Origin of the sequence: Chitinophaga flava (assembly GCF_003308995.1) — a bacterium.
Taxonomy (GTDB): Bacteria; Bacteroidota; Bacteroidia; order Chitinophagales; family Chitinophagaceae; genus Chitinophaga; species Chitinophaga flava.
The window spans coordinates 346,000-366,071 of record NZ_QFFJ01000002.1; the positions used below are offsets into that span (position 1 = coordinate 346,000).

The 20,072-nt window shown below is 46.2% G+C and carries 21 protein-coding genes and 1 other RNA gene; 10 read left to right on the forward strand and 12 right to left on the reverse strand.

The features are described 5' to 3' along the window. Position 1: 1 nt before the first annotated feature. Positions 2–1,237 (reverse strand): ABC transporter permease, encoded by a 1,236-nt coding sequence (locus DF182_RS17745; RefSeq protein ID WP_113617181.1) that lies wholly within the window; start codon positions 1,235–1,237, stop codon positions 2–4. A gap of 109 nt (positions 1,238–1,346) precedes the next feature. Between DF182_RS17745 and DF182_RS17750 the strand changes: the two genes are divergently transcribed. Further along, a complete protein-coding gene (locus tag DF182_RS17750) occupies positions 1,347–2,639 on the forward strand; it encodes a type IX secretion system plug protein (protein WP_113617182.1) in 1,293 nt (430 codons plus the stop codon). A 103-nt stretch (positions 2,640–2,742) separates the two neighbouring features. On the opposite strand, the gene DF182_RS17755 is transcribed toward DF182_RS17750, so the two are convergent. From DF182_RS17755 to ffs, 5 genes are all read right to left on the reverse strand, one after another. Then, on the reverse strand, positions 2,743–4,056 hold the full coding sequence (locus tag DF182_RS17755; RefSeq protein WP_113617183.1) for an NAD(P)/FAD-dependent oxidoreductase: 1,314 nt from the start codon (positions 4,054–4,056) through the stop codon (positions 2,743–2,745). A gap of 616 nt (positions 4,057–4,672) precedes the next feature. Continuing rightward, the gene (locus DF182_RS17760; RefSeq protein ID WP_113617184.1) at positions 4,673–5,383 is read right to left on the reverse strand and encodes an MIP/aquaporin family protein; all 711 of its coding nucleotides are present in this window, start codon (positions 5,381–5,383) and stop codon (positions 4,673–4,675) included. Between the two features lie 12 nt (positions 5,384–5,395). Beyond that, entirely contained in the window at positions 5,396–6,889 is a 1,494-nt protein-coding gene (glpK, locus tag DF182_RS17765; protein WP_113617185.1) for a glycerol kinase GlpK, read from the reverse strand. 92 nt (positions 6,890–6,981) lie between these two features. Continuing rightward, complete coding sequence (fsa, locus tag DF182_RS17770; RefSeq protein ID WP_113617186.1) at positions 6,982–7,632, reverse strand: fructose-6-phosphate aldolase; 651 nt, start codon at positions 7,630–7,632, stop codon at positions 6,982–6,984. Positions 7,633–7,760: 128 nt separating this feature from the next. Continuing rightward, positions 7,761–7,860, reverse strand: an RNA gene (gene ffs, locus DF182_RS17775) — signal recognition particle sRNA small type. Positions 7,861–8,093: 233 nt separating this feature from the next. Between ffs and DF182_RS17780 the strand changes: the two genes are divergently transcribed. Next, complete coding sequence (locus tag DF182_RS17780) at positions 8,094–8,525, forward strand: DUF5684 domain-containing protein (protein ID WP_113617187.1); 432 nt, start codon at positions 8,094–8,096, stop codon at positions 8,523–8,525. 26 nt (positions 8,526–8,551) lie between these two features. After that, entirely contained in the window at positions 8,552–8,974 is a 423-nt protein-coding gene (locus tag DF182_RS17785) for an RDD family protein (protein WP_113617188.1), read from the forward strand. A gap of 79 nt (positions 8,975–9,053) precedes the next feature. Here DF182_RS17785 and DF182_RS17790 read toward each other — a convergent pair whose 3' ends face one another. Next, positions 9,054–9,797, reverse strand: coding sequence for an RDD family protein (locus DF182_RS17790; protein WP_113617189.1), 744 nt, complete (start codon positions 9,795–9,797; stop codon positions 9,054–9,056). Between the two features lie 119 nt (positions 9,798–9,916). Here DF182_RS17790 and DF182_RS17795 point away from each other — a divergent pair, with 119 nt between their 5' ends. The 5 genes from DF182_RS17795 to DF182_RS17815 are packed head-to-tail and all read left to right on the forward strand — an operon-like array spanning position 9,917 to position 15,237. Then, positions 9,917–10,909: a stage II sporulation protein M gene (locus tag DF182_RS17795; RefSeq protein ID WP_113617190.1), complete on the forward strand. Its 993-nt coding sequence runs from the start codon at positions 9,917–9,919 to the stop codon at positions 10,907–10,909. A 3-nt stretch (positions 10,910–10,912) separates the two neighbouring features. Beyond that, complete coding sequence (locus DF182_RS17800; protein WP_113617191.1) at positions 10,913–11,665, forward strand: DUF4129 domain-containing protein; 753 nt, start codon at positions 10,913–10,915, stop codon at positions 11,663–11,665. Next, positions 11,662–12,891 carry a DUF4350 domain-containing protein gene (locus DF182_RS17805; protein WP_113617192.1) on the forward strand — a complete coding sequence of 410 codons (1,230 nt, stop codon included), beginning with the start codon at positions 11,662–11,664 and terminating at the stop codon, positions 12,889–12,891. The genes DF182_RS17800 and DF182_RS17805 overlap by 4 nt, the downstream gene beginning before the upstream one ends. Positions 12,892–12,894: 3 nt before the next feature. Then, positions 12,895–13,875: an AAA family ATPase gene (locus DF182_RS17810; protein WP_113617193.1), complete on the forward strand. Its 981-nt coding sequence runs from the start codon at positions 12,895–12,897 to the stop codon at positions 13,873–13,875. Between the two features lie 9 nt (positions 13,876–13,884). Further along, positions 13,885–15,237, forward strand: a complete 1,353-nt coding sequence (locus DF182_RS17815) for a DUF58 domain-containing protein (RefSeq protein WP_113617194.1) — start codon at positions 13,885–13,887, stop codon at positions 15,235–15,237. A gap of 4 nt (positions 15,238–15,241) precedes the next feature. Here DF182_RS17815 and DF182_RS17820 read toward each other — a convergent pair whose 3' ends face one another. From DF182_RS17820 to gatC, 5 genes are read right to left on the reverse strand one after another with little or no spacing between them, the layout of a single operon-like run. Beyond that, positions 15,242–15,925 carry a hypothetical protein gene (locus tag DF182_RS17820; protein WP_113617195.1) on the reverse strand — a complete coding sequence of 228 codons (684 nt, stop codon included), beginning with the start codon at positions 15,923–15,925 and terminating at the stop codon, positions 15,242–15,244. Positions 15,926–15,937: 12 nt separating this feature from the next. Beyond that, positions 15,938–16,525: a riboflavin synthase gene (locus DF182_RS17825; RefSeq protein WP_113617196.1), complete on the reverse strand. Its 588-nt coding sequence runs from the start codon at positions 16,523–16,525 to the stop codon at positions 15,938–15,940. 21 nt (positions 16,526–16,546) lie between these two features. Further along, positions 16,547–17,107: a cob(I)yrinic acid a,c-diamide adenosyltransferase gene (locus DF182_RS17830; RefSeq protein ID WP_113617197.1), complete on the reverse strand. Its 561-nt coding sequence runs from the start codon at positions 17,105–17,107 to the stop codon at positions 16,547–16,549. Positions 17,108–17,130: 23 nt separating this feature from the next. Beyond that, positions 17,131–17,856, reverse strand: coding sequence for an ABC transporter ATP-binding protein (locus DF182_RS17835; protein ID WP_113617198.1), 726 nt, complete (start codon positions 17,854–17,856; stop codon positions 17,131–17,133). Positions 17,857–17,861: 5 nt separating this feature from the next. Continuing rightward, on the reverse strand, positions 17,862–18,152 hold the full coding sequence (gatC, locus tag DF182_RS17840) for an Asp-tRNA(Asn)/Glu-tRNA(Gln) amidotransferase subunit GatC (protein WP_113617199.1): 291 nt from the start codon (positions 18,150–18,152) through the stop codon (positions 17,862–17,864). Between the two features lie 187 nt (positions 18,153–18,339). On the opposite strand from gatC, the gene trpS reads away from it, so the two are divergent. Together trpS and DF182_RS17850 are read left to right on the forward strand one after the other, a co-directional pair. Then, positions 18,340–19,344, forward strand: coding sequence for a tryptophan--tRNA ligase (trpS, locus tag DF182_RS17845; RefSeq protein ID WP_113617200.1), 1,005 nt, complete (start codon positions 18,340–18,342; stop codon positions 19,342–19,344). 51 nt (positions 19,345–19,395) lie between these two features. Then, positions 19,396–20,031, forward strand: coding sequence for a deoxynucleoside kinase (locus DF182_RS17850; RefSeq protein WP_113617201.1), 636 nt, complete (start codon positions 19,396–19,398; stop codon positions 20,029–20,031). The last annotated feature ends 41 nt before the right edge of the window (positions 20,032–20,072 follow it).

Consider the following 20,072-nt stretch of genomic DNA (forward strand, 5'->3'; position numbering starts at 1 on the left):
ATTATTTGAACTGGATAGCTTTTACTGGTGTGATCCTGCGGATAATCAGTGATGGTATCAGCAGCACCAGCAGGCATATGGCCATAGTGCCGAAATTGATCACCAGGACTTCCTGCCAGCGTACAGAGATAGCGGCCACCGACATGTAATACGACTCTTCCGGGAGTTTAAAGATGCCGGTGGCCTGTTGCAGAAAGGCCAGGCCCAGCCCGAAGAAATCGCCGATAAGTATCCCGGCAAGGATGATATAACCTGCCTGGAAAACAAATACTCTTTGAATATGCCAGTTGCGCATGCCCAGTGCTTTGAGGATGCCCACCATATTGGTACGTTCCAGTATCAGTATAAGGATGGCGGTGATCATGTTGATAACCGCTACAATGGTCATGATAACAATGATGATCAGTTCATTCTGATTCTGTAACTCAAGCCAGTCGAAGATATTGGGATAGATATCACGGATGGTGCGGGTAAATAGCTGGTCGGGCAATACGTTGTTGTCGATGATGCGGGCGGTGGTGTCCATGAGATGATAATCATTCAGCATGATCTCATAACCTCCTACCTGAGCAGGTTCCCAGTCATTGAGACGGCGAACGAGATTAAGATCACCAATCACATAGGTTTTATCGTATTCTTCAATGCCTGTTTTATAAATACCGGATACCAGTAGTTTACGGGCACGTGGCGGCAGTCCGTTGCCCTGGATGAAGTAAATGATGACTTTATCATTTACTTTTACCTGCAGTTCCTGCGCCATGTTGGCGGATATCATGATCTCCGAGGTGTAGCTGGTATCGCTGAATTGCAGTGGCCTGCCGGATTGGAGGAAACGTTTCAGCTGTGGCCAGTCATAACTTTTATCCACTCCTTTGAAGATGATACCGTCGATTTCCTTTTCAGACTTGATGATGGCTGATTTGGTAGCATAAGGGCTGATGGTTTTAATACCGGGTACCCGTTGGATGCTGTCTATCAGGGTAGGAGTGGAGGTAAAGGGAATTTCTTCTGTCAGTGGTCCGGCATTGGGTTGGTATTGGTTGACATGAAGATGTCCCCAGAAACTGAATATCTTATCCTGGATTACTTCCTGAAAGCCGTTGACCAGGGCTGTTGCCAGGATCATTACCGCTACGCTTACTGCGGTGGCAGCAACAGCGATGTTGATAATGAACTTTGAAAAAGAGGATGCTTTGTTGAAAGCAATCCTTCTGGCAATAAAAGAAGATAATTCCATTATGTTGTTTTCTGGCTATTAAAGCAAATGTAGGAAATCAAAAATGTCTAAATAACTAAATCTCTAAATAAGCAAATAATCGTAACTTGAATACCATCAATTAGCCAGTATGCGTACAGCAGCAATTCTTTTATGGGTGGTCCTGGCAGCAAGCCTGTTTTCCGCGAGGGTAATGGCCCAGTCAAATGTCATTACACCGGACCATGTTTATTACAACAATATTAAGTCGGTCAAATTCAATCAGACGGGAGATCCTCTCAGTATGCCCATGTACACGATCGGTACCGGCGAAAAGCTGGAGTTGTCTTTCGATGATATGGACAATGACGTGAAAAACTACTACTATTCTTTTGTACTCTGTAATGCAGACTGGACGCCGGCTCAGGTAAACCAGTTTGATTACATGCGCGGTTTTTCAGAGACCAGGATACTGAATTACAAAATGTCGAGTGTGGCCTTACAACGTTATACTCACTATAGTGTACATCTACCGGGCACCAACAGCTATCCGATCAAGTCGGGCAACTATCTGTTGAAAGTTTACCTGGACAGTGACACCACACAGCTGGCCTTTACCCGCCGTCTGTACGTGGTGGAAAACAAGGCCGGCATCGCCGGATTTATTCAGCAGCCTATTACTCCGAAACTTTTCCGGACACATCAGAAAATAAATTTTGAGATCAACACCGGCTCTCTGAATATCCAGAATCCTTTTGATCAGATCAAGGTGGTCATCCTCCAAAACTATCGTTGGGATAATGCAATCACCAACCTGAAACCGCAGTTTATCAATGGTAACACCATCAAATACAATGCAGAAATGGATTGTATAATGCCCGCCGGGAAAGAATTCCGCTGGATAGATCTGAGAAGCTTCCGGCTGCAGACAGAAAGGGTACGTCACTCGGAATATCATAGTAACAGCACCGATGTTTTTGCAGTACCGGATGTTGAAAGGGCAGATAAATTATACCAGTTTATCAAGGATCTCAACGGTAAATATTATCTGGCTACCATAGATAACTATGATCCCAATTTTGAAGGGGACTACGCCTCTGTGCATTTTTCTTTTCTGGCACCGGAGCCTTATGCCGGATATGATATGTATCTTTTCGGAGAGGTGACCAACTACGAATGCAACAGCAACAGTAAGATGACCTATAATGCTGCCAGCCGGGCTTATGAAGCGACGTTATTTCTGAAACAGGGATACTATAATTATATCTATGGCCTGGTAGATAAAACAGTTCCCAATGCTAAATTCAATACCGAACTGACAGAAGGTGACTACTGGGAAACGGAAAATAATTACACGATTCTGTTATATTTCCGTCCGCTGGGTGGAAGGGCCGATGAGCTGGTATCCAGTGTGACGCTCAATTCTATTCTGAATCGTAAATAACGTACGATATTATACTAAAAGCAAAGTCCTGATGATACCATCAGGACTTTTGCATTTTTAACAATAAAACACCTTAATATAACAACAAAACAACTTGTACATTTTATGAGCCGACGGTTTGCCGGAGTTTCACAATGTTGGCGGCGCCGCGTTTGATAATGATGCGAGTGCCTCTGTCGAAAGTGAAATAGCGGTAGAACCAGTTGATGAATACCACCAGTTTGTTTCTGAATCCCAGAAGGCTCATGAGGTGCACGACCATCCATACCATCCAGGCGATGTAACCGCTGAGACGCGTATTGAAAATTTCAGCTACGGCCCTGTTGCGTCCGATGGTGGCCATACTGCCAAGATCTTTGTAGTAGAAGCCTTTCATGGTTTTATTTTCCATCATCAGGCGGAGATTGTGGGCCAGGTTTTTACCTTGTTGAATGGCTACCTGTGCCACCATGGGATAACCTTTCGGGAAACGCGGATCGTTGGTCATTTGTGCGATATCACCGATAGCGAATATATTATTGAATCCTTTGAGCTGGTTAAATTCGTTGACAAGTATACGGCCGTTGGGTAATATGATATCCTGCGGCAAACCCGCTACAGGTACACCTTTTACGCCGGCAGACCATAAAAGGGATTGTGATTGTATCTTTTCACCTGTGCTGAGGATGGCAGTATTACCATCATATTCTTTTACGCCGGTGTTGACCAATACTTTTACCCCTACGTCCTGCAGTGCTTTCATGGTGTGCTCAGACGTTTTTTCACTGAAAGAAGCCAGCACTCTGGGGCCTGCTTCAATGAGATATACCTCCATCAGTGATTGAGGCAGTGTTGGGTAGTCTTTGGGCATGATATATTTGCGTAATTCAGCGAAGGCTCCTGCAAGCTCTACGCCGGTGGGCCCGCCACCTACCATGATGAAGTTGAGCTTGGGTTTTATTTCCTCCGGATCTTTCAACAGCAGACTTTCCTCAAACTGTTTCACCACATAATTCCTGATCTGTACTGCTTCGATGAGCGATTTCATGCCGATAGCATGTTGTTCGATTGCCTTGTTGCCGAAGAAGTTAGTATTGCTACCGGTAGCAAACACGAGGTAGTCGTAACGTATTTCCCCTATACCTGTTTCGAGGATATTGTCTGCAGTCCTAACTCCCGTGACTTCCGCCATTCGGAAGACCAGGTTTTTCTGTTTGCTGAAGATACCTCGGAGTGGGAAGGCGATGCTGTCGGGTTCCAGGCCTGCGGTAGATACCTGGTAGAGCAAAGGTTGGAAAAGATGGTAGTTGTTTCTGTCCAGCAAGACTACCTGAACTGGTGCATGTTTAAGCTGTTTGGCCAGGTTAATACCGCCAAATCCTCCACCTACAATTACGACGCGCGGTTGAGCAGACTCCGGAATATTGGGCTGAATCATAGTTCATCTATTTATTTTATATAGCAATGTGGATGTGGCATTCTCATGATTAACACTGTATGTAAAGCTCAAATGCTGTACCAAGTGCTAATTTTTATCAAAGTTATGAAACTTTCAGAAAAAAATGAAAAATAACTGTGATGAGAATGATTTTTCTGATAGTCCTGATGAACTGTAGATTTTTTGGACTGTGATATTTTTTGATGCCGGGTGATGATGCTGATGTGCGAAGATTAGGTTTGATTTTTTGTGTGCAGAGATGGATGGAGGAAGATATTGTTTGCTGATGTTTGTTTTTTGAGGAAGGCGATTGATTGGTAACAGAATGATGAGGAGATAGGATGGTATTTGCAGAGATGGGGAAGAAGATGATTTGTAAGATAGATGATATCGGAGGATGATGGAGGAGAGAGAATAGTGGTTTGTTGTAGAGATGAGGTAGATAGTTGTGGTGAAAAAAAACATTCCAGCCTCTGTATGATTGAAGGCTGGAATGTTCCTATCAAAATAAAAAAATCTTCATTAATAAAAGTGATTTCCGCTTATCAGAATTATCGGCATCCATCAGGAACTCTTATTGATTCAGCAACCCTTTATAATATCGCAGTTACTCTTTTTAATTCTGTAACGCGTTATATATCACAGTTGCAGCGATGGCTCCCGCCAGCGGACCGACGATAGGTATCCAGGCGTAAGCCCAGTCGCTGCTGCCTTTGCCGGGAATTGGCAGAAGAGCATGCATAATGCGGGGGCCCAGGTCTCTGGCGGGATTGATGGCATAGCCGGTAGGGCCTCCGAGAGACAGGCCTATGGCCAGCACAAGGAGGGCGACAGGCAGTGCGTCGAGCGAACCGATGCCGGTAGTGGGTTTGGTGATGTAGAAGATAGCCAGTATAAATACGAGGGTGGCAATAAACTCAGTGAGGAGATTATACCAGGGTGTTCGTATAGCCGGTGCGGTGCAGAATACTGCCAGTTTACCGGCGGCATCATCGCTGGCATCGAAATGTTTTTTATAGCAAAGCCATACGAGGAGGGCGCCGAGCATGGCTCCTAACAGTTGGGCTCCTATGTACGCCGGTACAAGCGACCAGCTGAAAGATCCTTTGATGGCCAGTGCAAGGGTGACGGCAGGATTGAGGTGGGCGCCGCTGTACTGTCCGGCGCAGAAAACGCCTACAAATACGGCCATGGCCCATCCCATGGAGATAACGATCCAGCCGCTCTGCTGGCCTTTGGATTTGCTGAGTACTACGTTGGCAACTACGCCATCGCCAAGGGCGATGAGAAAAGCGGTACCGATGATTTCGGCTAATAATGGTGACATGTGTGGAATTTTTTATTCTTCTGTCCAGGCCTGGGCTGCTTTGATAGCTCGTTTCCAGTCTTTACAGAGTTGATTACGTTGTGTTTGTTCCATAGTTGGGTCGAAGGTGGCATCTATTTTCCATTGCTGGTCGATAGTTTCGATGCTGTCCCAGAAGCCAACGGCCAGTCCGGCGAGGTAGGCGGCGCCTAGTGCGGTGGTTTCGGTGATCCTGGGTCGTACTACACGCACCTGCAACAGATCTGATTGGAATTGCATCAGGAGGTTGTTGCGGGTAGCGCCGCCATCCACACGCAGTTCACTGATGGGCATGCCGGCATCCGCTTCCATGGCTTTGAGCACGTCCATGGTCTGGAAGGCGATGCTGTCGAGTGCGGCGCGGGCAATATGGGCAGAGCTGGTACCGCGGGTGATGCCGACCATGGTACCACGGGCATGCTGGTTCCAGTAGGGGGCGCCGAGGCCGGCGAATGCCGGTACAAAATATACGCCGTCGCTATGTGGTACGGTGGCGGCCAGTTTCTCCACATCTACAGAGTGATGAATGATACCAAGGCCGTCGCGCAGCCACTGTACTACTGCACCACCGATGAAGATGCTGCCTTCCAGGGCATAGGTTGTTTTACCATTGATCTGCCAGGCTACGGTGGTGAGGAGGTTGTTATGTGAGGGGATGGGTTTGTCGCCGGTATTGAGCACCATAAAACAGCCGGTGCCATAGGTATTTTTGAGCATACCGGGAGCGGTGCACATTTGTCCGAACAGGGCTGCCTGCTGGTCGCCGGCGATGCCTGCAATCGGAATACGGTAGGGGGTGAGGGAGGCTTCGGAATAGCCGTATACTTCACTGGAAGGTTTAACTTCAGGCAGCATAGCGGCGGGGATGTTGAAGAGTGACAATAGTTCCTCATCCCATTTCATATCGTGGATATTAAACAACAGCGTGCGGGAGGCGTTGCTTACATCGGTGATATGCAGGTGTCCGTTGGAGAAGTTCCAGGTGAGCCAGCTGTCAACTGTACCGAAGGCCAGTTCGCCGTTTTCGGCTTTGCGTCTGGCTTCGGGGACATTATCGAGTATCCATTTTATTTTGGTGGCAGAGAAGTAGGCATCGATACGCAGGCCTGTTTTGTCTTTGATCAGTTGTTCCTTTCCTTCTTTGATGAGTGTGTCGCAGTAGGCGGCAGTACGGCGGTCCTGCCATACGATGGCATTATGAATGGGTTTGCCTGTTTTGCGGTCCCATACGATAGTGGTTTCGCGTTGGTTGGTGATGCCGATGGCAGCGATGTTTTCGCCTGATATCCTGGCTTTGAGCAGTACTTCTGCTGCTACGCTGGCCTGTGATGTCCATATTTCCATGGCATCATGTTCTACCCAGCCGGGTTGCGGAAATATCTGTTTGAATTCTTTTTGAGCAGTAGCCTTGATACTGCCGTCGTGATCGAAGATAATGGCGCGGGAACTGGTGGTTCCCTGGTCGAGGGCAAGAATATATTTCCCCATCCGTAAGTTGTTTAGTGGCTAACAATTTACAAAAAAAATCCCCGGCGCAAGAACTGCACCGGGGATACACCATCTAAAAAATATGTTGAAAATTACATTTTCTTGGCATCATCCAGGAACTTAGCCAGGCCGATATCCGTTAACGGATGTTTCAGCAGGCCAAGGATGGAGTCTAACGGGCAAGTACATACGTCGGCACCTACTTCAGCACATTTTACAATGTGGAGGGCGCTACGGATGGACGCTGCCAGGATTTCAGTTTTAAAGCCCTGCAGGCTGTATATCTGAGAGATCTGAGCGATCAGTTCAACACCGTCCCAGTTGCTGTCATCGATACGTCCGATGAAAGGAGATACGTAAGCGGCTCCTGCTTTAGCAGCCAGAATAGCCTGACCAGCAGAGAATACCAGCGTACAGTTTGTTCTGATACCGTTTTCAGAAAACCATTTGATGGCTTTTACACCTTCTTTGATCATCGGCACTTTCACCACAATATTCGGGTGGATGGCAGCCAGCTTTTTGCCTTCTTCAACGATAGATTTAAAATCAGTAGAAAATACTTCGGCACTCACATCTCCGTCCACGATATCGCAGATATCTGCGTAATGTTTGAGAATAGCGGCTTCTCCCTTGATACCTTCCTTCGCCATCAGGGAAGGGTTGGTAGTCACTCCATCCAGTACGCCGAGATCATGAGCTTCCCTGATCTGATCAAGATTCGCTGTATCGATAAAGAATTTCATACTATTAAAAATTAGTTTGTAAGGATCTGCTTTGAGTCATTTTGCGGAGTACACTGTCATTAGTGAAGAGGTGAGAGAATAGTAACCAGATGACTATTGACAAGCAACTAATGACCTTTAAAAAAGAAAAAAGGCAAGTTACTTATATCGCACCGCTTCAACCACCTACCCTTGCTACATTCCTGTCCTGGGGGAGTTCAGCAGGAGCTGGTCGTATAAGACTTGCCGGTTGCAAAGGTAATGCAATTCACTGAAAATCCAAATTTTGTGAAAGAAATCTCAAAAAAAATTTTCAATATGCCTGTGTTGCCTATTATTTTCCAGTTAAAAAATCAATGAAATATGTATGTGTTTCATTTGTTATACCTGAATTTTTTTGTATCTTGTTGGCTAATCCCGCACTGTAGCTCACTCCGTTGACTGCAGTCATTTTTCATTATTTCATCAAAAACAATATCCTTATGGACAACGCAGCAAGTGGTGCCATCTTCGCATTAATGCTCCCTCTTCTTTTATTCTTTTTAGCTTTTGGGATTTTCTACATCATTTGTAACTGGAAAATCTACAAAAAAGCTGGTTTTGAAGGATGGGAATGCATTGTACCTATCTACAGCACTATCATCATGTTAAGAATTATCGGTAAACCATGGTGGTGGTTGCTGTTGTTCATGATCCCCGGTGTCAACATTATTTTTGCCATCTGGGCTACAAACCTGCTCAGCAAAAGCTTTGGAAAAGATGTGGGCTTTACCCTGGGCATATTATTCCTGGGCTTTATCTTTATTCCTATCCTGGCATTCGACCGTAGCATCGTTTATCAAGGCCCTGCCGGCGATCCCAACGGTATCCGTCCAATGGAAGATGTGAACACCATCGGCACAAATGCTGCTTAATTCCTTACCTTAAATCCACTTAACCTATGGAATCATTTAATGATACAAAAAACACCGACCTGCTCAGCGATCTGGAAGAACCGGCTCCAGAGTTGGCCAGCAAAGGCCTCCGTTTCGCCAATTATCTGGTCGACTTTCTGGTGATTTTTGTCGTTCTCATATGCCTTATGAACTTTGCTCAACTGGCCATGGCTGAAATACAGGTGATCTACATCGTGTTTTTCCTGCTTTATTACAGTATCATGGAAGGACTGATGAACGGCCGGACCATTGGTAAAATGGTAACCGGAACCCGTGTAGTAACCAGGGATAACGAACCGATCAGCTTCGGTAAGGCCCTGGGCCGCTCTGCTTCCAGACTGGTGCCTTTTGAAGCATTCAGTCTTTTGTTTGGCGACGCTGCCTGGCACGACAACTGGACAAATACTATCGTAGTAAAAAACAAATAAAGATAACCAGCGCGTAAGCGTCTGTATAAAACGAAGAGCGCGGAGATTTCCTCCGCGCTCTTCGTTTTATACTATTGTATTAATTGTCTTTCGTCGTGTAGTAGTTGTAATCATTCAACACTGTTTCCAGAAAACTGGTATTGGGTAGCTCAGACTGGATATGCAGCACTTCTTTTACCCGATGGGCCACTTTGGCCGCCAGCACTTCATCTTTGGCTTTGAGCGCCTTATCGAGTAGCTCTTTTACCTTGTTCATATCCCTGTCGGATAAACGGGTGATCTGCGGAAACTGTGGCTGGTAGTCTGTTGCAGACATATCCCTGAAGATGGTTTCTTCAATGCTTCCCGTTCTTTTGATGTTGATCACAATTGTACCGGCTACCACATCGCCCAGACGTTGACTGTAAGGAGTACGGGCTATCGCTACTACCGGGATGATTACCGGAATAAGAAACATAAAGAACAGCAGTGGCGACTCTATCATCCGGAAGATCCAGCGGATCAGATGCTGACTGACGGTTGGCTGGTTGCCGGTAAGACTTACCACTTTCAGATGCATCAGTTTTTTCCCGGGAGTCTGGCCTCCCATCGATATTTCCAGTACCAGAAAATATAACATCAGCGGAAGGGAAAGAATCAATGTTAAAAGTACCTGGGTAGTAGTATTGCTAAAATGAAAAGATACCAATACCATATACATCATCAGATAATAGCAGAGCCGGATCCCGAAATCAATGAGCCAGGCCAGAAAACGCTTCATTGCATCCGCCGTTTCAAATTCAAGATCAATGTTAAAGGAAGTTGGTATTTTTATGTTGCTCATACTCAAATTTACATATTTGTTTATATATTGTTAAACGATTTAGTAAGTTTGCTGATACTCCCCATAGTAACCCGTTACTGCAGGTAGATATCAAGACTTAAAAGGGAATTTGACTCACTATGAGAGAATCATTGTTTATCAAGAAAAATTTGCCCCGCTGGAAAAAAATCCAGGAGGAGCCCACCGATGACCCTGATGAGATGGCGGAAAGATTTGTTTCCTTACTGGACGACCTCTCCTATGCCAAAACATTCTATAGCTTTAGTAAAGTAACCCGCTATATCAACGGCCTGGCCGCCGGCATTTACCAACGGATATATCAGAACAGGAAAGAAGAAGTAGGCCGTTTTCAATTATTCTTCCGTTTTGAACTGCCATTGCTTTTCCGGCAATATCACCGTTTGCTGCTGTTCACCTTCTGTTTCTTTCTGGTGTTCTGTATCATCGGTGCTTTTTCTTCTGCCCATGATGAAACTTTTGTGAGAGGATTTCTGGGGGATGAATATGTGAATATGACAGAAAGAAATATCGCCAATAATGATCCTTTTGGTGTTTATAAGGACGGTAATCCCTTGCTGATGTTCTTGCGGATTGCGGTCAACAATATCCGGGTGGCGCTGATGTGTTATGTAGGCGGTATCTTTCTGGGTATTGGCTCTTTGTACCTGTTGCTGCAAAACGGTATTATGCTCGGTGTGTTTCAGTACATCTTCTTTTCACACGGCCTGGGATTTAAATCTGTGCTGGTGATATGGATACATGGCACGCTGGAAATTTCCAGTATTGTAGTTTCCGGTTGTGCCGGGATTATACTGGGTAAAAGTATCTTGTTCCCTGGTACCCGTAAAAGGCTGGAGTCTCTGCGCAAAGGTGCGAAAGACGGAATCAAGATCATGGTGGCGCTTATCCCTGTGTTTGTAGTAGCAGCTTTTCTGGAAGGTTTTGTAACCCGCTATACCGGAATGCCGCTGTGGCTCAGCCTTCTGATCCTCACAGGGTCTCTGTGTTTTATGGTGGGATATTTTATCCTCTATCCCATTCACCTGCACCGCAAAGGATATCGTTTAAATGCTGCCGGTAAAGTAGTCTTTCCTTTTTCCCGGCCAAAGTAACTGATGATGAAAATTGATTGTAGAAAATATGTGAAACGCCTGTTGCTGCTGATCATGCTGTGTATCCCCCTGAAAGGGCTGTCACAGCAGCCTGTGGCCGGAGATCAGGAAACAAAAAAAGGACAGGAAACAAATGTAACTCCTTCCATACCGTACTACGACAAACGAACTGTATCTGAAGCCGTGATCACAAAGTTGAAGCAGGATAAGAAGATGCAGTACCGTGATGAAGATGCGAAGAAGTCCCGCTCCGGAGAAGGCTTTTTCCGTGCGTTGGCTGCGCTCTTTCTTTTCATATCCAAAATCCGGTTTATGGCTGCCATTTTATTGCTGGCTTTTCTGGGATTTCTCTTGTTTCGTTTCATGAAAAACAATGGTATGAGCATCTTCCGGAAGCCCAAAGAGCTGGAAGTAACAGAGGAAATACACGAAGAAGATTTACGGAGTGCTGGTGAATATGAAGATAAGATCAGGGCTGCTATTGCTGCCAGAGATATCCGGCAGGCCGTACGGTGGTGGTATTTGTATACGTTGTTTCAGCTGGCCAACAGACAACTGATCATCCCCGGAAGGGAAAAAACGAACAATGACTATCTGCGCAGTATGCGTAATACACCTTACTATAAAACGTTTTCCACACTGACACTGGACTATGAATACATCTGGTATGGCGGGTTTGAAGTCAGTGAAGCGCAATTCAGTGCCATGGACCAACAGTTCAGGGATTTTAATCATCAATTAGGCAAAGCTTCGTGAAAAAAAGGACTACCTATATCATTATTGTCGTTGTAGCATTATTACTGGTAATGCTGGCGTTGTTTAGTAACAGTGACTTTGTTAATACTGAACAGCTGTCCACCAACATGGAAAAGGCTTCCTTTTCAAGCAAGGATAAAAAGGCCGGCGGGACTTACGTGGCTTTTAAAACATTGCCGGAACTTTTTGCAGGCAGGCCTGTACAGGTGGTTGCCAAACCCTTTGCCACCACGTATGCCAAAGAAGCGGAGTTGCATGGTTCCTACAACGCTTATATCATTGTAGCTAATGAACTGTTTGCCACAGAGCGTGATGTAGAGTCGATGCTGTATTATGCTTCCCTGGGAAACTTCCTGTTTATCAGCGTTAACCGGATGGACCCGCTGCTGGCCAAAAAGCTGAAGTTTACCGTAGTGGATGGAGAGAACTTTCAGCAGAAAAAATCCAATACTGCCCAGCGATATAAAGATTCCTCACTCAATCTGGACACCGCTTTCAGCTATATGGGTATGATCAGCGGCAGCTATTTTTCCAGCATAGATACCGCTACCACCAAGGTTTTTGGGATGAATTACAAAAGCAGACCTAATTTTATCGGGATGGCTTATGGTGACGGTTTTGTTTATGTATCCCTCAACCCTTACACATTCAGTAACTATTTCCTGCTACATCAAAACAATATTGCTGCGCAGGAAATACAGATGTCCTATCTGCCGAATGACGCTACCAACGTATATTGGGACGATTTTTATTGTCATCAGTATGGTCCGCAGTCGGGTGATTTCAGCCAGTGGCAGGTGCTGATGCGTTACCCTGCCATGCGCTGGGCCTTATGGCTGGCAGTGTTGCTGTTGTTGTTGTATGTAATTTTTGAAGGTAAACGAAGACAGCGTATCATCCCCGAAAAGCCGGCGCTGGCCAATAACTCGCTGGAGTTTGTAGATGCTGTCGGACAGCTGTATTATCAGCAACGCAACAACTACAACCTGGCTCACAAAATGATCATTCATTTGCTGGAGTATATCCGTTCCCGTTATTATCTCAATACTAATCATTTGAACGATCAGTTTGTTGAAGCACTGGCTAAAAAAGCGGCCATGCCTGAAACAACTATCCGGGAACTGTTTTCCATGCTTCATCAGATACAGCTGGCAGGCGAGGTAAGCGACGAACAGCTGGAACATTTCTATCAACTCATTCAACATTTTTATTTAAATACGAAGTAAATAATGGACATCAATACCTTTCAACCCAGGACTGATTTTACCACCTTACACGAAGGCGTAGAAGCGATCAGAACACAGATAGGGAAAGTAATTGTGGGGCAGCATCAGATGGTGGATCTGTTGATAGCAGGCCTGCTAACACAAGGCCACGTGCTGATTGAAGGGGTACCCGGCGTGGCAAAAACACTGACAGCCAAATTGCTCGCTCAGTGTGTGGACGCAGATTTTTCCAGAATACAGTTTACACCAGACCTGATGCCAGCAGACGTGCTGGGGACCTCTGTATTCAATCCTCAGACAAGAGAATTTGAATACAAAAAAGGACCCGTTTTCAGCAACCTGGTACTGATAGACGAAATCAACCGTGCCCCGGCCAAAACACAATCTGCTCTTTTTGAGGTGATGGAAGAAAGACAGATCACCAATGATGGTACTACCTATACTTTGAACCGTCCGTTTATGGTGATAGCCACTCAAAACCCTATCGAACAGGAAGGCACCTACCGCCTGCCGGAAGCACAGCTGGACCGTTTCCTCTTTAAGCTCGAAGTAAAATATCCGGATCTGCAGGAAGAAGTCGCTGTATTACAAAGTGTGCAACGTCTCAATGGCACTACTGATCTGTCGAAAGTGATCTCCAAAGTAGTAACGGCTACACAGGTAATCGAATTCCAGAACCTGGTACGTCAGGTGCGGATCGAAGAAAAATTGTTGCACTATATCGCTGCTGTTGTCCACGAAACCCGTATGAACGCTTCCCTTTACCTGGGCGCTTCTCCTCGTGCATCCATTGCCGTTATGAACTGCGCTAAAGCCATGGCTGCCATGCGCAACCGTGATTTCGTGATCCCTGATGATATTGTGGAAATGATGCCGCATGTATTGCGCCATCGTATTATGCTGACACCGGAAAAGGAAATGGAAGGTATCCGTACGGATGATGTGATAGCCCAGATTCTCAAGATGGTGGAAGTGCCAAGATAAGCTTTAACTATGTCTTCATCTGTCAGAAATAATTTATACCAGCAGCTGTTTTTCACCAACCGCCTGTATCTGGGGTTAGGTGTCAATATCCTGTTGTTTATCATCGCCTTTTTTGCGCCGGGACTGCTCAATATCGCCATCCTGGCTTTTGGGGTCCTGCTGGCTTTATTACTGCTTGACATGATCTTGCTGGTGATGAGACCGGTTAGCATCCTGGAAGCCAAACGCGTAGCCAGTGCCCGTTTCAGCAATGGAGATGAAAATGAGGTACTGATCACCTGTATCAATCGTTATCCTTTTCCGGTATTGGTAACTGTGGTGGATGAACTACCCTTTCAGTTCCAGGACCGGAATTTTTCGCTGCAGGCAAAGATTGCAGCCGGAGCAGAACATGTTTTCCGGTATGTAGTAAGACCCGTTGAAAGAGGGGCGTACAAGTTTGGTTACACCAATGTATTTATGCAAAGTGCGTTGGGTATTGTAAACAGACGGTTGATTTTTGATACAGAACAAACTGTGAATGTATATCCCAGTTTTCAGCAACTGCGGCATCACTCTCTGTATTCCTACATGAACAGGCTCAATGAAACAGGTGAGCACAAACGGAGGGTGATAGGCCACAGTATGGAGTTTGATCATATTAAGCCTTATACAAAAGGAGATGATGTGCGGATGCTCAACTGGAAAGCGACTGCCCGTTCCGGTAACCTGATGGTGAATAATTATGTAGAAGAAAAATCACAGCAGGTATATTGTGTTATAGACAAAGGGCGCACTATGAAGATGCCTTTTGAGGGGATGACTTTGCTGGATTATGCTATCAACGCTTCGCTGGTGTTCAGTAATGTGGCGTTGAACAAGGGCGACAAAGCGGGGCTGGTGGCTTTCACCGAACAGGCTGTGGAAGTGTTGCCATCCAGCAATAAAAAAGTACAGCTTAATAAGATTCTGGAATCGTTGTATGCCCAGGAAACAAAGTGGCAGGAAAGTGATTACGAAGCATTGAGTGTGCAGTTACGCAGTCACTTGTCACAACGTTCGCTGCTGATATTGTTCACTAATTTTGAGTCGATGTCGAGCCTGCACCGGCAGTTACCTTTTCTGCGCCGGCTGGCCAAATATCATCTGGTGCTGGTTGTATTTTTTGAGAATACAGAACTGAAGAAGGTGACGGAACTGGAAGCGCAGGATGTGGAAGGTATTTACAAACAAACGATTGCCCAGAAGTTTGCCTACGATAAAAAGCTGATCGTGAAAGAGCTGGCTAAATATGGGATCATGTCATTACTGAGTACACCGGAGCAGCTGACACTGAATGTGGTGAATAAATACCTGGAATTAAAAGCGCGTACACTGATTTAGCATATTACTGCCTGCGACCTCTTGGCACCGGCCGTCCTGGTGGTGGCGGAAGATCTGGATCAGGCATTTGTTTTACTGGTACAACCGAATGAATAAACATATCGGGGTTGGGTTTGTACCAGGCATCTATTGTAACTGTTTTAACGGTATCGTTTTTCTCTATTAACAGGTCCTGCCCAAGGACCTGGCCGGCAGAAGTCTTAAAATGCAGCTGCGCGGTATCCAGTGGCAGCACTCTGCCACTGCTGAATTTCCCTTCCACATTGATATAATAACGGATGTCCCGCTTGATGCTGTCTGCGTAGTGGTTAAAACGCATGCCTATCAGGTGTGGCAGGGTGATGGTGGCTTCCAGCGGAGGATTATTTTCGATGGTAACGGTGAGGGTTATACGATAATGTTGTTGTATCAGTTGCTGCCGGTTAAACAAGAGAATACCATTCTGTACCTGGCCGTTGGAGGAACTGATCTGTATTTTGTTCCAGCGGAGGTTACCCTGCAGCAGGCCGGCGGTTTGCCGGGTACTGCTGTCGCTGTAGGTATATTGTAGTCCAATGGGCACGCGGTCGTATAATTCGGAGATAGCGGTGGTATCATACCAGGCGTTGATACGAACAGCTTTAACCTGCTGGGCGTGAGCCAGCAGGTTGATTAGCATGAATACGATCAGCAGCAGGTGTTTTTTCAAACTCTTCGGTGTTTATCGTACGGACATTTGTCTGGCGACGTACTTGCCGAGTATGTCAAACTCCAGGTTGATAAGATGTCCTGGGCGCATGAACTGAACATTGGTAAAGGAGAACGTATATGGTATGATGGCCACGGAGAACTCCTTGTCGGTGATATCAAAGCAGGTGAGGCTGATGCCGTTCATACAGATACTGCCTTTTTCCACGATCAGTCCGGCAAATTCGGACGGATAGGTAAAGCGGTACAGCCAGCTGCCATTTTGTTCTTCGCGGGAAATGCAGGTTCCGGTGCCATCTACGTGTCCCTGTACCAGGTGTCCGTCGATGCGTCCGTTGAATACCATGGCTCTTTCCAGGTTTACCTTATGGCCGGGTACGAGCAGAGAAAGATTCGTTTTCTGCAGTGTTTCGGCTACGGCTACGGTTTCGTAGGTATTGCCCTGTACGTTGGTAACGGTAAGGCATACACCGTTATGGGAAACGCTCTGGTCTACTTTTAATTCACCGGCGATAGATGATTGCAGGGTGATGACCAGGTTGGAGCCTTCTTTACGTGTGGATATTACTTCTCCTAGTATTTCTATGATTCCTGTGAACATGAAGCGAATTTAAGAAAAAAACTATACCCTCGGTTTCCATGGAATTTCTTCCACGCCGAGTTTGTGTCCGGTCCAGCGGGCGAGTACAAACAGGTAGTCGCTGAGGCGGTTGATATATTTGAGTACGAGTGGTTCGATGAACATATTGTGTTCCTGCATGCCTACGCAGAGTCTTTCGGTGCGGCGGCATACGCAGCGGGCGATATGGCAGGTGGATACGGCCACATGACCGCCGGGGAGAACGAAGTGTTTCATGGGTGGCAGTTCATCATTCATTTTATCGATGCTGGATTCCAGCAGCTGGATGTCTGCTTCATGAAGGTCGGGTATTCTCATTTTGGTTTCCTTGTCGGGGTCGCAGGCGAGTGCAGCGCCGACGGTAAACAAACGGTCCTGTATTTCCTTCAGGAGGTTTTTGGTGTCGGGGTCTGCCGTGTAGTCGTTGACCAGGCCAATGTAGGAATTAAGTTCATCCACGGTGCCATAGGCATCGATGCGGAGGTCACTTTTAGGCACTTTGGTACCGCCGATAAGGGATGTTTTCCCTTTATCGCCTGTTTTGGTGTATATCTTAAGCGACATTGTTTTTTTATGCAAAATACGAATTACGGGGTCGTAATCGTCCCGGAGTGGGCTTCTTTTTTCCCATTGATCCTGTCGGATTCGATAACACCGTCTCTCAACCGGATAACTCTTCTGGCGTGCTCGGCGATATCTTCTTCGTGGGTAACGAGTACAACCGTGTTGCCGGAAGCGTGGATAGCGCCGAATATTTCCATGATCTCGATGGATGTTTTGGTATCGAGGTTACCGGTAGGTTCATCGGCGAGGATGAGGGCGGGGTCATTTACCAGGGCACGGGCGATGGCCACACGCTGGCACTGTCCACCGGAGAGTTCGTTGGGTTTGTGTTTGTAACGGTCGCCGAGTTTTACCTTTTCGAGCATCAGGCGGGCTTTTTCTTCCCTTTCTTTTTTACCGATGCCGGCATATATCAGCGGAACGGCCACATTTTCAAGGGCTGTGAGGCGGGGCATGAGGTTAAACTGCTGAAAAACAAAGCCTATTTCCTTTCCGCGAACAGAGGCCAGGTCATTGTCCTCCATTTTGCTGACATCATGGCCACTCAGGATATAACGGCCGCTGGTAGGGGTGTCCAGGCATCCAAGGATGTTCATGAGTGTGGACTTACCGGAGCCGGAAGGTCCCATAAGGGCTACATACTCATTTTTAAAGATGTCCAGGGATACCCCCTTGAGTACCGGCAATTCATTTTTGCCGAGAAAATAACTTTTTCTGATGTCTTCCAGGTGGATAACGGACTTTTGCATGGTGATTATTTCTTTATGACTTTCGGCACCTCGAAATATTCTGGGGTGGCTGCAGGTGCGTTTTGCAGGCCTTCTTCCCGGGTTATGGAAGGTATCACCCTGTCTTCCCGGAATACATTATAGTCGGCCGTGAGGTGTAACAAGGGTTCTACGTTGGTGGTATCCAGTTCGTTCAACTTCTCCACAAAAGTGATCATCCGCTGCAGATCGCCACGGATCTCCGCTCTATCCTGCTCGTTAAATTCAAGTCGGGCCAGATCTGATAACTGTTGCACCAGGGCGTCGTTCACTTCCATAATCAAATTAAATCAAAAAATAATAAAATATATCGGGTAAAATGATGGTATCTCAAAAATAGGGATAAACGGAGAGCTTTCAACTTTTGCCCAGCGCCTTTTTGGGCAATTTGTTATAATTTTTTTACAGAACAGTATCCTATGAAGTGCTAAAACCTAGCAGCGATTATTTAAATTGCGCCCTGTTATGGCTACAGAAAAAGAAATTGTGGTGAGTGGCATCCGCCCCACCGGTTATTTGCATTTAGGCAACTATTTTGGCGCTATCCGTAATTATATTCGGATGCAGGAAGAATTTAACTGCTACTTTTTTGTGGCAGACTGGCATTCCCTGACTACCCACCCGAATCCGAAAGATCTGCAAACCAATGTAATGCGGGTACTGGCAGAAAATATCGCTTCCGGCCTCGATCCGGAGAAAGTGACCCTGTACGTACAAAGCGACATCCCGGAAATAGCAGAACTGTACCTGCTGATGAATACGCTGGCCTATATGGGGGAACTGGAGAAAGTCCCCACCTTCAAAGACAAGGTAAGACTGCAGCCCGACAACGTAAATGCCGGTCTGCTGACCTACCCCGTGCTGATGAGCGTGGATATCCTGATCCAGCGCGCCGTAAAAGTGCCGGTAGGTAAAGACCAGGGACAACACCTGGAAATGGCCCGGAACTTCGCCCAGCGTTTTAACAGCCGTTATGGAGAACTGTTCCCCGAACCGGAAGCTTTCAACTATGGTGATAACCTGGTACGCATCCTGAGCCTTGATGGCAAAGGTGGCAAAATGAGCAAGAGCGAAAACGAAATGTCCACCATCTATCTTTCTGATGAGGATGATAAGATCCGCCAAAAGCTGAAAAAAGCACAAACGGCCAGCGGTGGCGTTCCTGGTGAGCCGATGCCTGAATCCGTACAGAATCTGATCGAGATCATGAAACTGGTATCTACTCCTGATACCGTTCAGTTTTACATAGATGCCTATAATGCCGGAACTATCCGCTACGGCGATATGAAAACACAGCTGGGTGAAGACATGGTGCAGTTTATTGCGCCCATCCGTGAAAGAGCAAAGTCCCTGCAGGAAGACACTACCTATCTGCGTAAAATCATGAAGGAGGGTGCTGAAAAAGCAAGGGCGAATGCGGCACAAACTTTGCAACAGGCCAGAAAACTTATCGGTTTAAACTATTATTGAGATAGTCAGTACTGGTAGCTATTTTCAATAATAACGACCTATCAATTTAGCATGGCAAAACAAAATAAAATCAAACATATCGCGATCGCCGGCAATATCGGCGCGGGTAAAACTACGCTCACCGAAATGCTTTGCCGCCACTACAAATGGCACCCGCAGTATGAAGATGTAGAGCACAATCCCTATCTCAACGATTTTTATGAAGATATGCCCCGCTGGTCTTTCAACCTGCAGATATACTTCCTCAACGGAAGATTAAAACAACTGCTGGAGATCCAGAACGGGAAAGACACCGTGATACAGGATCGTACCATCTATGAGGACGCGCACATCTTTGCACCCAACCTCTACGAAATGGGCCTGATGACCAAACGGGATTTCGATAACTACTTCAACTTCTTCCAAACGCTGAAAAGCATGGTGAAACCACCGGACCTGCTGATCTATCTCCAGGCTTCCGTACCTACGCTGGTAGCACAGATTCAGAAAAGAGGAAGAGAGTATGAAGAAAATATCCGGCTCGACTATCTGAAACGCCTGAACGAATATTATAACAACTGGATTGAAAAATATGATGAAGGTCCGTTGCTCGTAATTGATATTGATAAAAATAAATTTCCGGAGAGTGATGAAGACCTGGGTGAAATTATTTCCAGGATTGATTCTCAGCTCTATGGTCTCTTCTGATTACTGATTGGAAGAACAGATAATTGCCCCGTCCGGCTTGT